Raw genomic sequence first — 16,319 nt, forward strand, 5'->3', positions numbered from 1 at the left:
GCCCTACTCCGGCGCGCAGTGAAAGCGGTTCTTGCCGGCGTGCTTGGCCACGTACATGGCCTGGTCCGCCTGTTTCAGCAGGTCCGCGCCATTATAGGCCTGCAGGGGATACAGGGCGGCGCCCACGCTCGCCGATATGCGTGCCGGATGGCCGTCCAGGTCGAACGGCTGCGCCAGGACATCCAGCACCTTGAGCGCCACCGCCGCGCAATCCTGGCGGCTGTGCAGGCTGGCGAGCAGGATGCCGAATTCGTCACCGCCGAAGCGCGCGACCATATCGCTGCTGCGCACACAGCCTTCCAGGCGCCTGGCGGCCATCTGCAACAGGCAGTCGCCTGCCGTATGACCGTGGCGGTCGTTGATCGCCTTGAAGCCGTCCAGATCGATATACAGCACGGCGCACAGCTGCTCCTGATCGCGCACCGCGTCGAGCGCCTGGTCGAGCCGCTGGCGGAAGCGGACCCGGTTGGCCAGGCCGGTCAGCGCATCGTGCTGCGCCTCGTGGGACAGACGTGCCTCCAGGCGCTTGCGCTCGGTGACGTCCTGCGCGACCAGCACCAGGAACGCCGGGTGGCCCTGGCGCTTGCGCACGACGCTCACGGCCTCGCACACCCAGAGCAGCGAGCCATCCTCGCGGCGGTAGGTCTTCTCGATCTCCGGGGAAAGCGCGCCGCCGTCGCTGGCCAGCTGCTCGCGCAGGAAAGTCCGGGCGGCGCTGGCCACCTCGGGGTCGCTCAGGTCGAAGATGTTGCCGCCCTGCAAGCGCTCGGGCGGGCGTCCGAGCATGCGCGAGAAGGTCTCGTTGACACGCAGGATCCGGCCTTCGGGGCTGATATGGGCAATGCCCATGGCCGCCTGGTGGAAGGTCGCGCGAAACAGCGCCTCGCTGCCTTGCAGGGCATCGGTCGCCGCGCGCTGGCGGACCAGCATCAGCGCCAGCACGCCGACGAACAGCATCACTACCAGGGAGACACCGACGGCCGCCAGCAGATAGGTGGTGCGGCGCTGCAGGGCCGTGGCCATTTCCTCGTCGTAGGCCGTGGCCACGGTGACCATCAGCGGATAGTCGGCCATGCTGCGGTAGCTGACGATACGGGCGACGCCATCGAGCCCCTGGCCGCTGTCGTAGAAGTCATCGGTGCGGCGCTGTTTCTGCCGCTGAAACCAGGCCAGCGACTCGCCGCTCAGGCCGAACTCGCTGCGTGCGCCGATCTTGCGCGCGCGCACCACGCCATCCAGACCGCCGAGTTCGAGCAGCCCCTGCGCGCCCAGGTCGACCTGTTGAAAAAACTGCGTGACGTCCTGCGGACTGATGGCCATCACCACCACCCCGGCGAAACGGCCGTCCGCGTGCTCGATACGCAGCGACATGGGGATCAGCCAGCGCTTGGACACACGCCCGAAGACCGGCTGGCTGATGAACAGGTGGTCGATGCGCGCAGCGCGTTGCGCAGTGAAGAATTCGCGATCGGCGTAGTTGACCGGGCCGGTGCTCCGGCTGCTGCTGACGATGTCGCCATGCTCGTCCACCACGCTGATGATGGTGAACATCTCCTCGCGGATCACTCCCTCCTCGACCCAGCGCCGCAGGTCGATCGCCCTGCCCTGCAGACGGTACTGCTCGCGCACGAACGCCGCCACCTGCTCGGCCGCCTTCAGCGCGCGGGACACCTGCTGCTCGAAGGCGATGGCCAGACTGGCATTGGCCTTCATTTCCGCCGCCAGTGCCTGCTCACGCTCGAAGGCGATGCGCTGCAGGGTGATCAGCCAGACAACCAGAATGAAAACGCTCGCCAGCACCACCAGCAGGTTCAGGGGCGTTGCGGTTCGGGGGCCTCTGGCGACGCGCTCAGGTGCGTCACTCGGCTGTCTGGGCGGGGTCATCGCCTTGTTCTCCAGGGCATCCACGGGCTGTATCCTGCTAGTCGTTGGGCGAGGAGCACGCCCCTGAAACCCGCTATCGTTCAGCGTCACGGGGCTTGATCCAGCGCCTTGCGTTGAATCATAGGCACTGCCGCGCCACTGTGCTGCCATCAGTCTGCAACGGATTTTGCCCGATAATGCGGCATGCGGCAGACTGACACCCCTGCTTGACCCATCATGGCAAGCCGAGCGACATCGGCGCCGATCCTGCTGATTTTCTTCGACAATCGCTACCCTCGAGGCCCGTCTTGGACACCACGGTCTTTCTCGCCGTCATCGCCGCCGCTGCCCTGCATGCCGGCTGGAACGCCCTGCTCAAGATCGGTCTCGACCGCTTCCTGACCGCCACCCTGATCCAGGTCGGCGCCGGCCTGGTGGCGCTCTGCGCACTGCCGCTGGTCGCCGTACCGCAGGCCGCAGCCTGGCCCTGGATCGCGCTGTCGGCCGTGCTGCACATCGGCTACAACTTCTTCCTGGCCCGCGCCTACCAGTACGGCGACCTGGGCCAGGTCTACCCCATCGCGCGCGGCAGCTCGCCGCTGATGGTCGCCCTGCTCTCGCTGCTGCTGTTGCATGACGGGCTGGGCACCCAGCAGCTGCTGGGCCTGCTGGTGCTGGTGATCGGCATCTGGTTGATGGCGCTGCGCGGCGGCCACCACCAGGCCCCGCAGCGGGCGATGCTGTTCTGCGCCCTGATGACTGCCCTGTTCATCGCCGGCTACACCCTCAGCGATGCCATGGGCGCCCGCGCCAACGGCGATGCGCTGAGTTATTCGCTGTGGCTGTTCAGCGTCAACGGCGCGGTGATGGCGGCGGTGCTCGCCGTCAGCCGCGGGCCGCGCGCCTTTCTCCAGCTGGGCCCGCACTGGCGCGGCGGGCTGGCCGGCGGGGCGATGTCGATGGCGGCCTACACCATCGTCATCTGGGCCATGACTCAGGCACCGGTGGCCCTGGTGTCGGCGTTGCGCGAAACCAGCGTGGTGTTTGCCGTGCTGCTCGGGGTGCTGTTGCTCAAGGAACCCATGCGACCGATCCGGCTCCTGGCGTGCGGGGTGATCGCGCTCGGCGTGGTGCTGATGAAGCTGGCGTAGCCGATTCGAGGACCGACATGGCCGATACCCCTCGCGCGACACGCTGCAGAGGCTGACCCGGCATTCCGCTCGGGAACCCGAAGCCGCCTTTGTGGTTCTGTTGAACAACGGGGGCCGAAGCGTCGACCGTTTTTCCGTCATGTGCCGGCGGCATGCTGGCCAGGCTGACTGCACGGACACCCACGTGGTGCCAGCCCTGTCGACCGTGGCAACCCCGTCAGGCTGCGGCGCCAGCGGCTGGTCCCGGAAGTTTTTTGCCCGCCAGGCAGGCTTGCGGCACACTAGCGCCCTTCCCGAGCATCCGCTCGTTTATCTGCTCAAGAGTCCGTATGACCCGTTCTCCCTTCCGCCGCATGGCCTTCAGCGCGCTGCGCCGCCTGCTGTACCTCTGGGTACGCTCGGAAACCATCAACCAGTCCGCCTTCACCCTCAAGCTCGATCGCAGCAAGCCGGTGTTCTACGTGCTGCAGCAGCCCTCGGTGAGCGACCTGGCCGTGGTCGACCGCGAGTGCACCAAGGCCGGCCTGCCGCGCCCGGTGCTGCCGGTGGCCGTCGGGGAACATGTCGAGCCAGCGGCGTTCTTCTACCTGACCCCGGAGCCGGACTGGTTCGGCCGCCAGGACAAACGCGGGATTTCGCCCACCCTGGATCGCGTCGTCAGCGCCCTCGGCCAGCATGCCGTGGATGACGCGCAGATCGTCCCGGTCAGCGTGTTCTGGGGACAGTCGCCGGATCGCGAGACCAGCGCCTGGAAACTGCTGTTTGCCGACAGCTGGGCCGTTACCGGCCGCCTGCGCCGCCTGGTCAGCATCCTGATCCTCGGGCGCAAGACCCGCGTGCAGTTCTCCACGCCGATCCACCTGCGCGAACTGGTCGAGCAGGACAAGGGCCAGGAGCGCACCCTGCGCATGGTGCACCGCATCCTGCGCGTGCACTTCCGCAACCAGAAGGCCGCCGTGATCGGCCCGGACGTGTCGCACCGGCGCAACCTGGTCAAGGGCCTGGTCCACGACCCGCTGGTACGCCAGGCCATCGTCGACGAGGCCGAGCGCGAGAAGATCAGCCTGGAAAAGGCAGAAGCCCAGGCGCTGCGCTACGGCAACGAGATCGCCTCGGACTACACCTATACGGTGATCCGCTTCCTCGAGCTGGTGCTGTCCTGGTTCTGGAACAAGATCTACGACGGCATCAAGGTGCACAACATCGAGGGCGTGCGTGACATCGCCCAGGGCCACGAGGTGATCTACGTGCCCTGCCACCGCAGCCACATCGACTACCTGCTGCTCTCCTACCTGCTGTTCCGCAACGGCCTGACGCCGCCGCACATCGCAGCCGGCATCAACCTCAACATGCCGGTGATCGGCGGCCTGCTGCGCCGTGGCGGCGCCTTCTTCATGCGCCGCACCTTCAAGGGCAACCCGCTGTACACCGCAGTGTTCAACGAGTACCTGCACACCCTGTTCAGCAAGGGCTTCCCGGTGGAGTACTTCGTCGAGGGCGGCCGTTCGCGTACCGGGCGCATGCTGCGACCGAAGACCGGCATGCTGGCCATCACCCTGCGCAGTTTCCTCCGTTCGCATCGCCTGCCCATCGTCTTCGTGCCGGTGTACATCGGCTACGAGCGCGTGCTCGAAGGCCGCACCTACCTGGGCGAGCTGCGCGGCGCGAGCAAGAAGAAGGAATCGATCTTCGACCTGTTCAAGGTGCTCGGCGCGCTCAAGCAGCGCTTCGGCCAGGTGTCGGTCAACTTCGGCGAGCCGATCAAGCTCGGCGAATTCCTCGACCAGCAGCAACCCGGCTGGCGCCAGCAGGAGCTGGGCCCGCAATACCGGCCGAGCTGGCTCAACGAAACCACCAACCGCCTGGGCGAACACGTGGCGCGCCACCTCAACGAGGCGGCGGCGATCAACCCGGTCAACCTCGTCGCCCTGGCACTGCTCTCCACCAGCAAGCTGGCGCTGGACGACCGCGCCCTGGCGCGCGTGCTCGACCTGTACCTGGCGCTGCTGCGGGCCGTGCCCTACTCGCCCCACACCACCCTGCCGGAAGGCGACGGCGCGGCGCTGATCGAGCACGCCAAGGGCATGGACCTGCTGGCCGAGCAAAAGGACGCCCTGGGCAAGATTCTCTACCTGGACGAGCAGAACGCCGTCCTGATGACCTACTACCGCAACAACGTGCTGCACATCTTCGCCCTGCCGGCACTGCTGGCGAGCTTCTTCCAGAGCAGCGCACGCATCAGCCGCGAGCAGATCCTGCGCTTCACCGGCGCACTCTATCCCTACCTGCAGTCCGAACTGTTCATCCGCTGGGAGCAGAGCGAACTGGAAGGCGTGGTCGACCAGTGGCTGGCCGCGTTCGTCGAGCAGGGCCTGCTCAAGGTCGAGGGCGACGTCTACGTGCGTCCGGCACCCAGCTCCCGCCAGTTCGTCCTGCTGACGCTGCTGTCGCGCTCGGTGGCGCAGACCCTGCAACGCTTCTACATGGCCATCGCCCTGCTGCTCAATGCCGGGCAGAACGCGATCAGCGCCGAGGAGCTGGAAGACCTGTGCACGGTGATGGCCCAGCGCCTGTCGATCCTGCACGGCCTGAATGCGCCGGAGTTCTTCGACAAGAGCCTGTTCCGCCACTTCATCCAGAGCCTGCTGGACCAGGGCGTGCTGCGCCAGGACGAGGCCGGCAAGCTCAGCCACCACCCGCTGCTCAGCGAGCTGGCCGAAGGCGCCGCCAAGCGCGTGCTGCCGGCCGAGATTCGCCTGTCGATCCGCCAGGTGGCGCTGGACCGCAACGAAGACGAGCCGGCCAGCGTCTGACGCCGCTGCCGCACCGGGTGGATGTCGTTTTCCCCATCCACCCGCATGGCTCGATGCGCCAGGCGTGAACCAAGGCGAACCTGGCAGGCGTCTGGCAGTCAGTCGTCAAGCCACACACCGGCAGGAGGCCCGGCCATGATCGACTCCCTGATGTTGAGCGCTGCACGCATCACCACCCTGGCGGCCGGGCAGATACTGACCAACGCCAGTGGTTTCTTCTTCCGCCGCGAGCAGCGGCTGTTTCTCGTCACCAGCCGCCACGTCGTGCTCGACGAACCCAGTGGCCATCAACCCGACAGCCTGCAGATCGAACTGCATACCGACGCCAGCAATCTGGCCAGCACCGTCAGTTTCTCCATCCCGTTGTATGACGGCGAGCAGCATCTGTGGCGGCAAGGCATGGACAGCGCCGGCGAGATCGATGTGGCGGTGATCGAACTGGATCAGGCAGCCCTTCCCCATGACGGCGCCTACCACGCCTTCACCCCGCAACACCTGCTGCAGCCTGACGAAGATGTCGAAATCGGCTCGACGCTGCTGGTGGTGGGCTTCCCGCTCGGCTTCCAGGACAGCCTGCACCGCATGCCAGTCGCCCGGCATGCCGGCCTGGCCTCCTCGTTCGGCCTGCGCTTTCAGGGGCTCGGCTACTTCCTCACCGATGGCCGCACCCATCGCGGCATCAGCGGCGCACCGGTGGTCAAGCGCGCCGAGCTGGACAGCGAACTGCCCTGGCACCTGCTCGGCATCCACTCCACGCGCCTGCTCGGCAACCGCGACGAGGACCAGGACGAAGCCCTGGGCCTCAACTGCACCTGGTATGCCGATATCCTGTTGACGCTGACCGAATCACCCGTCCCGTAGGAGCGGCTTCAGCCGCGAGCGCTTCGCTGCAGCGCGGCGGCCTCAGGCCAGCAGCAGCGGCAGGAGCAACGCGGTGCCGATACCCAGCAGGCTCATGCCCAGGGCGGCGAACGCGCCGCACTCCTCGCCCTCCTGCAAGGCATGGGCGGTGCCGATGGCGTGGGCGTTGATGCCATAGCTCAGGCCGCGCGCCGCCGGATGATCGACACCGGCCCAGCGCAACAGCAACGGCCCCAGCGCCGTGCCGATCACCCCGGTGAGCATCACCATGACCGCGGCCAGCGACGCGACCCCGCCGATCTGCTCGGCCACCGGCATGGCGATCGGCATGGTCACCGACTTCGGCGCCAGGCTCATCACCACGCTCCAGTCGGCGCCCAGGGCCCAGCCGATGGCCAGGGTCAGGCTGACCGAGAGCACGCCCCCGGCGAACAGGGTGATCATGATCGGCCAGAACAGCTGGCGGATACGCTTGATGTTGTGTTGCAGGGGGACCGCCAGCGCCACGGTGGCCGGACCGAGCAGCCAGGCCACCGGCTCCGCACCGGCGCGGTAGGTCGCGTAGTCCACCCCACAGAGCAGCAGGGTGGTGACGATCAGCGTCACCGAGACCAGTACCGGCTGCAACACCAGCCAGCCACTGCGGCGATACAGCCAGGCAGCGATCAGGAAAGCGGCGAGCGTCAGGGCGATGGCAAACAGCGGGTGGTGAGTCAGCAGCGTCATCCCTTGCGCTCCTGGCGGCGAATCAGCGTCTGCAGCAACCAGCCGCAGAATGGCACCGTGACCAGCAGCGACAGCACCAGCGCCGTGGCGATCACCGGCAGCTCGCCGAGCAGCAAGTCAGTGCTGGTCATGATCCCCGAGGCCGGTACCGCGAGCAGCAACGGCAGGTAGGGCAGCAGGCCGCCGGCGGCCTGTTGCAGGGGCTCGGGCACGGCGCCGCGCCACATCAGCCAGACCGAGAGCAGCAGCAGGCCGATGATGGACGCCGGCAGCATCGGCAACAGCCAGTGGTTGAGGGCCACGCCAAACAGTTGCAGCAGGACCAGCCAGAACAGGCCACGCACCATCATGATCTCGATTCCTCCTTATGGCGCCCGCGACGGAACAGCGGGCGCGGTTCAATGACCGAGCGACCATACAACACACTGAGCCCGTCGAGGCCCTTGAGTGCATCGGCCAGCGACTTGTCGGCACGCACGGCGAAGGCATCGAAGCCACACTGGCGCATGTGCGCCAACTGATCGCGCAGCACGTCGCCCACGGCCCGCAGCTCCCCACGCCAGCCCAGGCGCGTGCGCAACAGGTAGGCCTGGCTGTAGCCACGGCCATCGCGGAAGCTGGGAAAGTCGATGGCGATCAGCGTCAGGCTGGCGAGCAACGGCTGCAGCGCTTCCGGCTCGTCATCCACCTGCAGCAACAGGCCATCGGCGCTCATCGCCCTGCCCTCCAGCACCGCCGCAGGCTGCCGTGCGCGCCAGGCCGCCAGCGGCAGGATCAGCGGCGCCGACGGGGCGTCGTCGCCGTCGTGCAGCTGCCAGGGATCGTCATCGACGATACGGGCCTGGCCCTCGACCAGGCGGATCAGGTTGTTCATGCCGCCACCTCCCGGCTGTACACGCGCTCCTTGAAGGGCTCCAGGCCGATGCGCTGGAAGGTGTCGAGAAAGCCTTCGTTGACCTCGCGGTAGTCCACGTAGGTGCGCACGATGCGCTCGATCACCTCGGGCACCTGTTCGGCGGCGAAGGACGGGCCGATCACCTTGCCCAGCGCCGCCTGCCGGCCCTGGCTGCCGCCGAGGGTGAGCTGGTACCACTCGCTGCCGTTCTTGTCGACGCCGAGGATGCCGATGTTGCCGATATGGTGGTGACCGCAGGCGTTCATGCAGCCGGAGATGTTCAGGCTGATCTCGCCCAGGTCATGCAGGTAGTCGAGGTCATCGAAGCGCTGCTGGATGGCCTGTGCAACGGGAATCGACTTGGCGTTGGCCAGCGCGCAGAAGTCGCCCCCCGGACAGGCGATGATGTCGGTGAGCAGGCCGGCGTTGGCGGTCCCCAGGCCGGCCGCCTGGGCCTGCGTCCACAGCGCGTGGAGGTCGGTCTTGCGCACGTCGGGCAGCACCAGGTTCTGCTCATGGGCGACGCGAATCTCGCCGAAACCGTAGCGTTCGCTCCAGTCGGCCAGGGCCTCCATCTGCTCGGCGCTGACATCGCCGGGCGGTGCGCTGATGCCGGGTTTGGTCGACAGCAGCACGCTGACGTAGCCGGGAACCTGATGCGCCATGACATTGCGCGAGACCCAGCGGGCGAAGGCCTCGTCGTGTGCCAGGTGGGTGCCGAAGTCGAGATCGATGGCATCCAGCGGCACGTAGGCCGGCTTGCGGAAGGAGGCCGCAACGCGCTGGTACTCATCGTCGGTGAGCTGCGCCGGGCCATCCTTGATCATCTGCCATTCGCGCTCCACCTCGGCGGCGAACGCCTCGATGCCCAGCGCCTTGACCAGGATCTTGATGCGCGCCTTGTACTTGTTGTCGCGCCGGCCATGGCGGTTGTACACGCGCAGGATGGCCTCGACGTAGGACAGCAGGTCACGCCAGGCCAGGCCCTCGCGCAGCACCTGGGCGATGATCGGCGTACGCCCCAGGCCACCGCCGACCAGCACGCGCAGGCGCAGCTCGCCGGCCTCGTCGCGGTAGAGCTGCAGGCCGATGTCATGCACCTGCACCGCCGCGCGATCCTCCTCGGCAGCGCACAGGGCGATCTTGAACTTGCGCGGCAGGAACAGGAATTCCGGGTTGACCGTCGACCACTGGCGCAGGATTTCGGCCAGCGGGCGCGGGTCGAGGTACTCGTCGGCAGCGACTCCGGCGAAGGCCTCGGTGGTGATATTGCGCACGCAGTTGCCGGAGGTCTGGATGGCGTGCATGTCGTGCTCGGCCAGCCAGTCGAGGATGTCCGCCACGCGCTCCAGCTCGATCCAGTTGAACTGGATGTTCTGCCGCGTGGTGAAGTGCCCGTAGCCCCGGTCGTACTCGCGGGCGATATGCGCCAGGGCGCGCATCTGCCGTGCCGACAGGGTGCCGTAGGGAATCGCCACGCGCAGCATGTAGGCATGCTTCTGCAGGTACAGGCCATTCTGCAGGCGCAGCGGCAGGAACTCCTCCTCGCTCAGCTCGCCACTCAGGCGCCGCTGAATCTGGTCGCGGAACTGGGCGACGCGCTCGCGCACCAGCGCGCGGTCGTAGTCGTCGTATTGGTACATGCCGGCTGCCTCCTGATCACGGGGTGTCGACTATGCCTGCCGGCCGTGCACCGAAAACAGCGCCAGAAAAGCCTAAAAAAACCGGATCAGACGGACCGGGGAGCGACCGGCAACCGGCTCTGATCAGCGCGGCGCGATGTCGCAGGGGGCACGCCGCTGGGCGCCTGACTGCAACGCTGGACGCCTTGATCGACGCGACCTGCAGCCAGCCGAAGGCGTTTCCGGGGCGCCGACCGGGCGCATCTGATCTGCTTTTTTAACGAAAACCTGAGCCTGTTTTGCGAACAGCCCCGCTCGGATCATGGCGCCAGCCTGATAAACGCCTGATGAGGGCAACGCACATGACCGACCTGATTCCCGCGCGGAACCTCGACACCGCCAAACCCATCCGCCTGACCCCGGCCCAGGCCGGCGGCCCGATTCACACCCGCAGTTTCAGCGGGCGCTACCGCAACCTGCGCCTGCTCGGTGCCGGGCTGCTGTTCCTGCTGTTCTTCGGTACCGCCTGGATCAACTGGAACGGCCGCCAGGCCGTGCTCTGGGACCTGGACAACCGCCAGTTCCACATCTTCGGCGCGACCTTCTGGCCGCAGGATTTCATCCTCCTCTCGGCCATCCTGATCATCGCCGCCTTCGGCCTGTTCTTCATCACCGTGCTGGCCGGCCGCGTCTGGTGCGGCTACGCCTGCCCGCAGAGCGTGTGGACCTGGATCTTCATGCGCGTGGAACAGATCACCGAGGGCGATCGCGGCCAGCGCATCAAGCTCGACGCCGCGCCCTGGTCGCTGCAGAAGCTGGCACGCCGTGGCGCCAAGCATGCCCTGTGGCTGGCAGTAAGCCTGGCCACCGCACTGGCCTTCATCGGCTACTTCACGCCGATCCGCACGCTGACCCTGGAGCTGGCGACGCTGCAGGTCGGCGCCACCACCGCGTTCTGGGTGCTGTTCTTCACCGCCGCCACCTACATCAACGCCGGCTGGCTGCGCGAGAAGGTGTGCCGCGACATGTGCCCCTACTCGCGCTTCCAGAGCGTGATGTTCGACAGCGATACGCTGGTCATCTCCTACGACGCCGCCCGTGGCGAGAACCGCGGCCCGCGCCGCAAGGACGCCGACTACAAGGCCGAAGGCCTGGGCGATTGCATCGACTGCACGATGTGCGTGCAGGTCTGCCCCACCGGCATCGACATCCGCGATGGCCTGCAGCTGGAATGCATCGGCTGCGGCGCCTGCATCGACGCCTGCGACAGCGTGATGGACAAGCTCGGCTATGCCCGTGGCCTGGTGCGCTACAGCTCCGAACACGAACTGGCCGGCGGCAAGACCCACTGGCTGCGCCCGCGCCTGGTCGGCTACGCGGCGATGCTGGCGGTGATGATCGGCGCCTTCGTCTGGGCGCTGAACGAGCGGCCGCTGATCTCCCTGGACGTGACCCGCGACCGGGGGCTGTTCCGCGAGAACGCCCTGGGCCAGATCGAGAACATCTACAGCCTGAAGATCATCAACAAGACCCAGCAACCACGCAGCTATGCCATCGCCCTGGTCGAACCCGGCGACTTCGAACTGCACGGCCCGCGCACGCTGAACCTGGCGCCGGGGGAAATTCGTGACCTGCCGCTGAACGTGGCACTCACCTCCTCCGAAAACGCTGCCAGCACACGCACCCTGGAGTTCGAGGTCCGCGACCAGGCCAACCCGGACAGTCGCGTCAGCACCCAGAGCACCTTCCTCGCGCCGCTGCGTTGAGGCCTGGCACGGCGTGCTGTCTGCTCAACCGGAGCGCCCCTCTCTCCCCACGGGGAGAGGGTGCAGGCACGCCTGGCGACAGCACGCTCGCACCCGCGCCCCCTCTTCACCGATTCACGAGGCACTGCCATGTCTGCCGCTCACCCCGTAAAGTGTTCGCCCATACCCTTTGCTGCGGTGAACCAGGACAGGATGAAGCGCTACGAAAAATTCGCCGACGAGATCGCCGAACTGATCCGCACCGGCGTGCTAGGCCCCGGCGAGAAGGTGCCCTCGGTGCGCCACGCCAGCCGGACCTACGGGGTCAGCCCCTCGACTGTGTTCCAGGCCTACTACCTGCTGGAGGATCGCGGCCTGATCCAGGCGCGGGCGCGCTCCGGCTACTTCGTTCGCGAACACGCCAAGCGCCCCCTGCACGAACCCGAGCTGACCAGCCACGCGGCCCACACCACCGACGTGGACGTCAGCGAGTTGGTGTTCTCCGTGCTGGCCTCGCTGAAGGACCCGCACACCGTGCCCTTCGGCTCGGCCTTCCCCAGCCCCGACCTGTTCCCCCTGCCGCGCCTGGCCAAGAGCATGGCGCATGCCCTGCGCATGCTCTCGCCGCACGAGATCATCGCCGACATGACCGCCGGCAACGCCGACCTGCGCCGGCAGATCGCCCTGCGCTACATGGTCAGCGGCGTGATGCTGCCGATGGAGGAGCTGGTGATCGGCAACGGCGCCATGGAGGCGCTCAACCTCTGCCTGCAGTGCGTGACCCAGCCCGGCGATCTGGTGGCCATCGAATCGCCGACCTTCTACGCCTGCCTGCAGGTGCTGGAACGGCTGCAGCTCAAGGCCGTGGAGATTCCCGTGCACCCGCGCGAGGGCATCGACCTGAGCGCCCTCGAACAGAGCCTGGAGCAGTTGCCGATCAAGGCCTGCTGGTTCATGAGCAGCCTGCAGAACCCGCTCGGCGCCAGCATGAGCGAAGCCAAGAAGCAGGCGCTGTACGAACTGCTGGTCAAGCATCAGGTGCCGCTGATCGAGGACGATGTGTACGCCGAGCTGTATTTCGGCAGCCACCCGCCCAAGCCGGTGAAGAGCTTCGACCGCGAAGGCCTGGTGATGCACTGCAGCTCCTTCTCCAAGAGCCTGGCGCCGGGTTACCGCATCGGCTGGGTCGCCGGCGGGCGCTATGCCGAACAGATCGCCCGGCTCAAGCTGATGACCACCATCTCGCCCTCGGTGCCGGCCCAGGCGGCGCTGGCCGACTACCTGCAGCACGGTGGTTACGACCGCCACCTGCGCAAGCTGCGCCATGCCCTGGAGATGCAGCAGAGCGCGATGCTCGCCTCGGCCGCCCGGCACTTTCCCGCCAGCACACGGGTCACCCGCCCGGCCGGTGGCTACTTCCTCTGGTTCGAGTTTCCCGAACGGCTGGATTCGCTGCAGCTGCTGCGCCTGGCCCTGGCCCAGGGCATCAGCCTGGCACCGGGACCGATCTTCTCCGCCAGCCAGGGCTTCCGCCACTGCGCACGACTCAACTACGGCCATGCCTGGAACGCACGCAGCGAGCAGGCCATGGAAGTGCTCGGACGCCTGGTGGCGGGACTGCTCTGACGCCGCGCACGTGCCCCGTAGGGTGGATGACGCTCTTTTCATCCACCGAGCAGGCAACCACGGTGGATCGATGAAGCGCGATCCACCCTACGCCTCGCCACCCACCCATGCCGTAGGGTGGATGACGTCTTTTTCATCCACCACCCAGGCCACCACGGTGGATCGGTGAAGCGCGATCCACCCTACGCCTCGCCATCCAGCCATCCATGCCCGTAGGGTGGATGACGCCTTTTTCATCCACCACACAGGCAGCCACGGTGGATCGATGAAGCGCGATCCACCCTACGCCTCGCCATCCACCCATCCGTACCCGTAGGGTGGATGACGCTCTTTTCATCCACCAAGCAGGCAACCACGGTGGATCGGTGAAGCGCGATCCACCCTACGCCTCGCCGTCCGGCCCCATCCATACCCCGTAGGGTGGATGACGCTCTTTTCATCCACCGAGCAGGCAACCAGGGGGCAGGCCCTACTTCCACCAGTACTCCACCTGCACCCCGAAGTTGGAACCGTTGCGGGCGCTGCCGAAGGCGCCGTTCTCGGACAGAGCCGAGCCGTCGGCCAGCAGGTTGGCGGCCCGTTGCGCCGCCTTGTTCCAGCTGGCGTAGGTGTAGTACAGGCGAATTTCCGGACGCTGCCAGAAGCCCGGGCCGGCCGGCGACCAGGTCGGCGCGATGGTGAATTTGGTCAGTTTGCGCGTACCACCGGGAGCCTCGACCTGATCGCGGCCGAGCTCGCCCACCAGCTTGAACTGCTCGGTGAAGGCATAGCTGGTGCGGCCACCGACGGACAGCCAGTTCTGGTCCGCGCCATCCGGGCGCTTGTCCTTCTGATACACCAGCTGCACCTGGCCACCGAGACGCGGGGTCACCTGGAAGTCGAAGAACTCCACCAGCCGCCAGCTGCTACTGCTGTTGTCCAGGGTCGGGTCGCCGGTGTATCCCAGGCCGGTGCCCGGCCCACGCCCGTACTGCAGGGCGAAGGTGTTGACGCCGCCGAGGACGTCCTGCTGCTTGTGCTGCGCGGTCACCGCCCAGCCGCTGTGGCCGTCGGTGCTGTCCGGCTTGTCGATGTAGCTGACGCCGACTTCCAGCTCGCCACCCGGATTGACCTTGAAACCACCGACGTTGAAGTCGTGGCGGTTGATGTAGGGCTCCTGATCGTAGTTGTCCTTGCGCGAGAACACGTAGCTGTACTTGAGATCACCGATGACCATCTCGTCGATACCGAAGCCGGTGGCGCTCTGGTTCCAGTAGTAGAAGTCGGAGATGTGGATGTCGTTACGCTTGTAGAAACGTCGCCCGGCCCACAGCGAACCGCCATTGAGGGCCGGCATGTTGCTCCATTCCGCGTACATCTGATTCATCCGCGCGAAGCCGTAGTCACCGGTGAACTTGGGCGTGTGCCCGTACTGGTTGTAGAGCTGCGCCATGCCCTCGACGCTGATCACCGAACCATCATCGAGTCGCAGCAGGTCCTGGCGCAGGTCCAGCTCGGCGTACTGCTCGCACTCGTTGCCCAGGCGGTACTTCGATTGCGCCCCCGGCAGCTGGAAGCATTGCTGGGTGCCGCCGGTATCCGCGCCACCGATGCCGCTGCGCACGTAACCGCTGAATTCGACGGCCTGCACCTGCGGCGTGGTCATGGCCAGCGCCAGCACGCAGGGGACGCCGAGTGAACAGGTGAGGCGTTGCTGTGTGGTCTTCATCGTTGCTCCTGATTGTTGTTATTGAGCGATGCTGCGGATTACCGCCGCAGCGGCGGTTTCGTTGCCCTGCTGCAGCGTGGCCCGGATGCACTCCCGGGCGGCTGGGCAGCCCCGGATTGCGTCCGGGCTGGACGATCAACCTCTCTTCAATTGCGCGACCTTGCCGTCACCGGCCTGGCGCTTCTTTGCCAGCAGGCGCTCGCCGCTCTGCGCGTCGAACAGCAGCACCCGGCTCGGCTCGAAGCGCAGCGCCAGGCTGGCGCCGACCTGCGGCACCTGGTCCGGCGCGAGACGGCAGCAGACCTTGGTCTGGTTGAGGTTGACGAACACCAGGGTGTCCGGCCCGGTGGGCTCGGTCACCTCCACCTCGGCGCAGATGCTGGGTGCCTCGGCGGCGCCGTCAGCAGCCAGCTGGATCTGCTCGGGGCGAATGCCGAGGATCAGGTCGCGGTTCTCCAGACCCTGCGCCAGATCCCCCAGCGGCAGTTCGCAGCGCGCCTGGCCGGCGACCCCGAGCGCCGAGTCGAGTGCGGCCCAGCACTGGCCATCGCGACGTTGCAGGCGCACAGGGATGAAGTTCATCGGCGGCGAGCCGATGAAGCTGGCGACGAACAGGTTGGCCGGGTCGTTGTAGATCTGCTGCGGCGTGCCGAACTGCTGGATGATGCCGTCCTTCATCACCGCCACCTTGTCACCCAGGGTCATGGCCTCGATCTGGTCATGGGTGACGTACACCGTGGTGGTCTTCAGGCGCTGGTGCATCAGCTTGATTTCGGTGCGCATCTCCACGCGCAGCTTGGCGTCGAGGTTCGACAGCGGCTCGTCGAACAGGTAGATCTTCGGCCGCCGCGCCAGCGCCCGGCCCATGGCCACGCGCTGCTGCTGGCCGCCGGAAAGCTGGCCGGGCTTGCGCTGCAGCAGATGTTCGATCTGCAGCAGCCGGGCCACCCGGGCCACCTCCTCGTCGATGGCGGCCGGCGCCAGCTTGCGCATCTTCAGGCCGAAGGCGATGTTGTCGCGCACGCTCATGGTCGGGTACAGCGCGTAGGACTGGAACACCATGGCGATGTCGCGATCCTTCGGGCTCATGCCGCTGATATCGGCGCCATCGACCTCGATCGCGCCGCCGCTGATGTCCTCCAGCCCGGCGATGCAGTTCATCAGGGTGGATTTGCCGCAGCCGGACGGGCCGACCAGAATCAGGAACTCACCGGAGTCGATCGACAGCTCGATGTTCCTCAGGGTGTCCGGCAGACCGCTGCCGTATGACTTGTTGACGTTGCGCAGTTCGAGGGTAGCCATTTCATTT

At 66.8% G+C, this 16,319-nt stretch carries 12 protein-coding genes; 5 read left to right on the plus strand and 7 right to left on the minus strand.

From position 1 onward, the window contains the following. Positions 1–3: 3 nt before the first annotated feature. Complete coding sequence (locus FIV02_RS16635; protein ID WP_256662979.1) at positions 4–1,908, minus strand: diguanylate cyclase domain-containing protein; 1,905 nt, start codon at positions 1,906–1,908, stop codon at positions 4–6. Positions 1,909–2,171: 263 nt separating this feature from the next. On the opposite strand from FIV02_RS16635, the gene FIV02_RS16640 reads away from it, so the two are divergent. From FIV02_RS16640 to FIV02_RS16650, 3 genes are all read left to right on the plus strand, one after another. After that, a complete protein-coding gene (locus FIV02_RS16640) occupies positions 2,172–3,014 on the plus strand; it encodes an EamA family transporter (RefSeq protein WP_037053675.1) in 843 nt (280 codons plus the stop codon). A gap of 329 nt (positions 3,015–3,343) precedes the next feature. After that, positions 3,344–5,827 (plus strand): glycerol-3-phosphate 1-O-acyltransferase PlsB, encoded by a 2,484-nt coding sequence (gene plsB / locus FIV02_RS16645; protein ID WP_152489236.1) that lies wholly within the window; start codon positions 3,344–3,346, stop codon positions 5,825–5,827. Positions 5,828–5,962: 135 nt separating this feature from the next. Next, the gene (locus FIV02_RS16650; protein ID WP_152489237.1) at positions 5,963–6,688 is read left to right on the plus strand and encodes a serine protease; all 726 of its coding nucleotides are present in this window, start codon (positions 5,963–5,965) and stop codon (positions 6,686–6,688) included. Between the two features lie 42 nt (positions 6,689–6,730). Here the strand turns inward: FIV02_RS16650 and FIV02_RS16655 are convergent, their stop codons facing one another. The 4 genes from FIV02_RS16655 to FIV02_RS16670 are packed head-to-tail and all read right to left on the minus strand — an operon-like array spanning position 6,731 to position 9,952. After that, positions 6,731–7,414, minus strand: a complete 684-nt coding sequence (locus tag FIV02_RS16655; RefSeq protein ID WP_037053672.1) for an LrgB family protein — start codon at positions 7,412–7,414, stop codon at positions 6,731–6,733. After that, positions 7,411–7,764: a CidA/LrgA family protein gene (locus FIV02_RS16660; protein WP_037053670.1), complete on the minus strand. Its 354-nt coding sequence runs from the start codon at positions 7,762–7,764 to the stop codon at positions 7,411–7,413. The genes FIV02_RS16655 and FIV02_RS16660 overlap by 4 nt, the downstream gene beginning before the upstream one ends. Then, complete coding sequence (locus FIV02_RS16665) at positions 7,761–8,288, minus strand: DUF934 domain-containing protein (protein ID WP_152489238.1); 528 nt, start codon at positions 8,286–8,288, stop codon at positions 7,761–7,763. The genes FIV02_RS16660 and FIV02_RS16665 overlap by 4 nt, the downstream gene beginning before the upstream one ends. Further along, on the minus strand, positions 8,285–9,952 hold the full coding sequence (locus FIV02_RS16670; RefSeq protein WP_152489239.1) for a nitrite/sulfite reductase: 1,668 nt from the start codon (positions 9,950–9,952) through the stop codon (positions 8,285–8,287). Before FIV02_RS16670 ends, FIV02_RS16665 begins: the two co-directional genes overlap by 4 nt. Before the next feature lie 341 nt (positions 9,953–10,293). On the opposite strand from FIV02_RS16670, the gene ccoG reads away from it, so the two are divergent. After that, the gene (gene ccoG / locus FIV02_RS16675) at positions 10,294–11,697 is read left to right on the plus strand and encodes a cytochrome c oxidase accessory protein CcoG (RefSeq protein WP_152489240.1); all 1,404 of its coding nucleotides are present in this window, start codon (positions 10,294–10,296) and stop codon (positions 11,695–11,697) included. Positions 11,698–11,889: 192 nt separating this feature from the next. Next, positions 11,890–13,302, plus strand: coding sequence for a GntR family transcriptional regulator MpaR (gene mapR, locus FIV02_RS16680; protein WP_037053662.1), 1,413 nt, complete (start codon positions 11,890–11,892; stop codon positions 13,300–13,302). 469 nt (positions 13,303–13,771) lie between these two features. Here mapR and FIV02_RS16685 read toward each other — a convergent pair whose 3' ends face one another. Both FIV02_RS16685 and FIV02_RS16690 read right to left on the minus strand, forming a co-directional pair. Then, positions 13,772–15,010 carry a carbohydrate porin gene (locus FIV02_RS16685; RefSeq protein WP_037053659.1) on the minus strand — a complete coding sequence of 413 codons (1,239 nt, stop codon included), beginning with the start codon at positions 15,008–15,010 and terminating at the stop codon, positions 13,772–13,774. 135 nt (positions 15,011–15,145) lie between these two features. Next, entirely contained in the window at positions 15,146–16,312 is a 1,167-nt protein-coding gene (locus FIV02_RS16690; protein WP_037053657.1) for an ABC transporter ATP-binding protein, read from the minus strand. Positions 16,313–16,319: the final 7 nt, after the last annotated feature.

The sequence above is a fragment of the Pseudomonas sp. THAF187a genome, assembly GCF_009363395.1.
Taxonomy (GTDB): domain Bacteria; phylum Pseudomonadota; class Gammaproteobacteria; order Pseudomonadales; family Pseudomonadaceae; genus Aquipseudomonas; species Aquipseudomonas khazarica.

Excerpts from the sequence above, each read along its gene's own strand:
- plsB (WP_152489236.1), top strand. The coding sequence starts at position 3,344 with ATGACCCGTTCTCCCTTCCGCCGCATGGCCTTCAGCGCGCTGCGCCGC.
- FIV02_RS16650 (WP_152489237.1), top strand. The coding sequence starts at position 5,963 with ATGATCGACTCCCTGATGTTGAGCGCTGCACGCATCACCACCCTGGCG.
- FIV02_RS16655 (WP_037053672.1), bottom strand. The coding sequence starts at position 7,414 with ATGACGCTGCTGACTCACCACCCGCTGTTTGCCATCGCCCTGACGCTC.
- FIV02_RS16660 (WP_037053670.1), bottom strand. The coding sequence starts at position 7,764 with ATGATGGTGCGTGGCCTGTTCTGGCTGGTCCTGCTGCAACTGTTTGGC.
- FIV02_RS16665 (WP_152489238.1), bottom strand. The coding sequence starts at position 8,288 with ATGAACAACCTGATCCGCCTGGTCGAGGGCCAGGCCCGTATCGTCGAT.
- FIV02_RS16670 (WP_152489239.1), bottom strand. The coding sequence starts at position 9,952 with ATGTACCAATACGACGACTACGACCGCGCGCTGGTGCGCGAGCGCGTC.
- ccoG (WP_152489240.1), top strand. The coding sequence starts at position 10,294 with ATGACCGACCTGATTCCCGCGCGGAACCTCGACACCGCCAAACCCATC.
- mapR (WP_037053662.1), top strand. The coding sequence starts at position 11,890 with ATGAAGCGCTACGAAAAATTCGCCGACGAGATCGCCGAACTGATCCGC.
- FIV02_RS16685 (WP_037053659.1), bottom strand. The coding sequence starts at position 15,010 with ATGAAGACCACACAGCAACGCCTCACCTGTTCACTCGGCGTCCCCTGC.
- FIV02_RS16690 (WP_037053657.1), bottom strand. The coding sequence starts at position 16,312 with ATGGCTACCCTCGAACTGCGCAACGTCAACAAGTCATACGGCAGCGGT.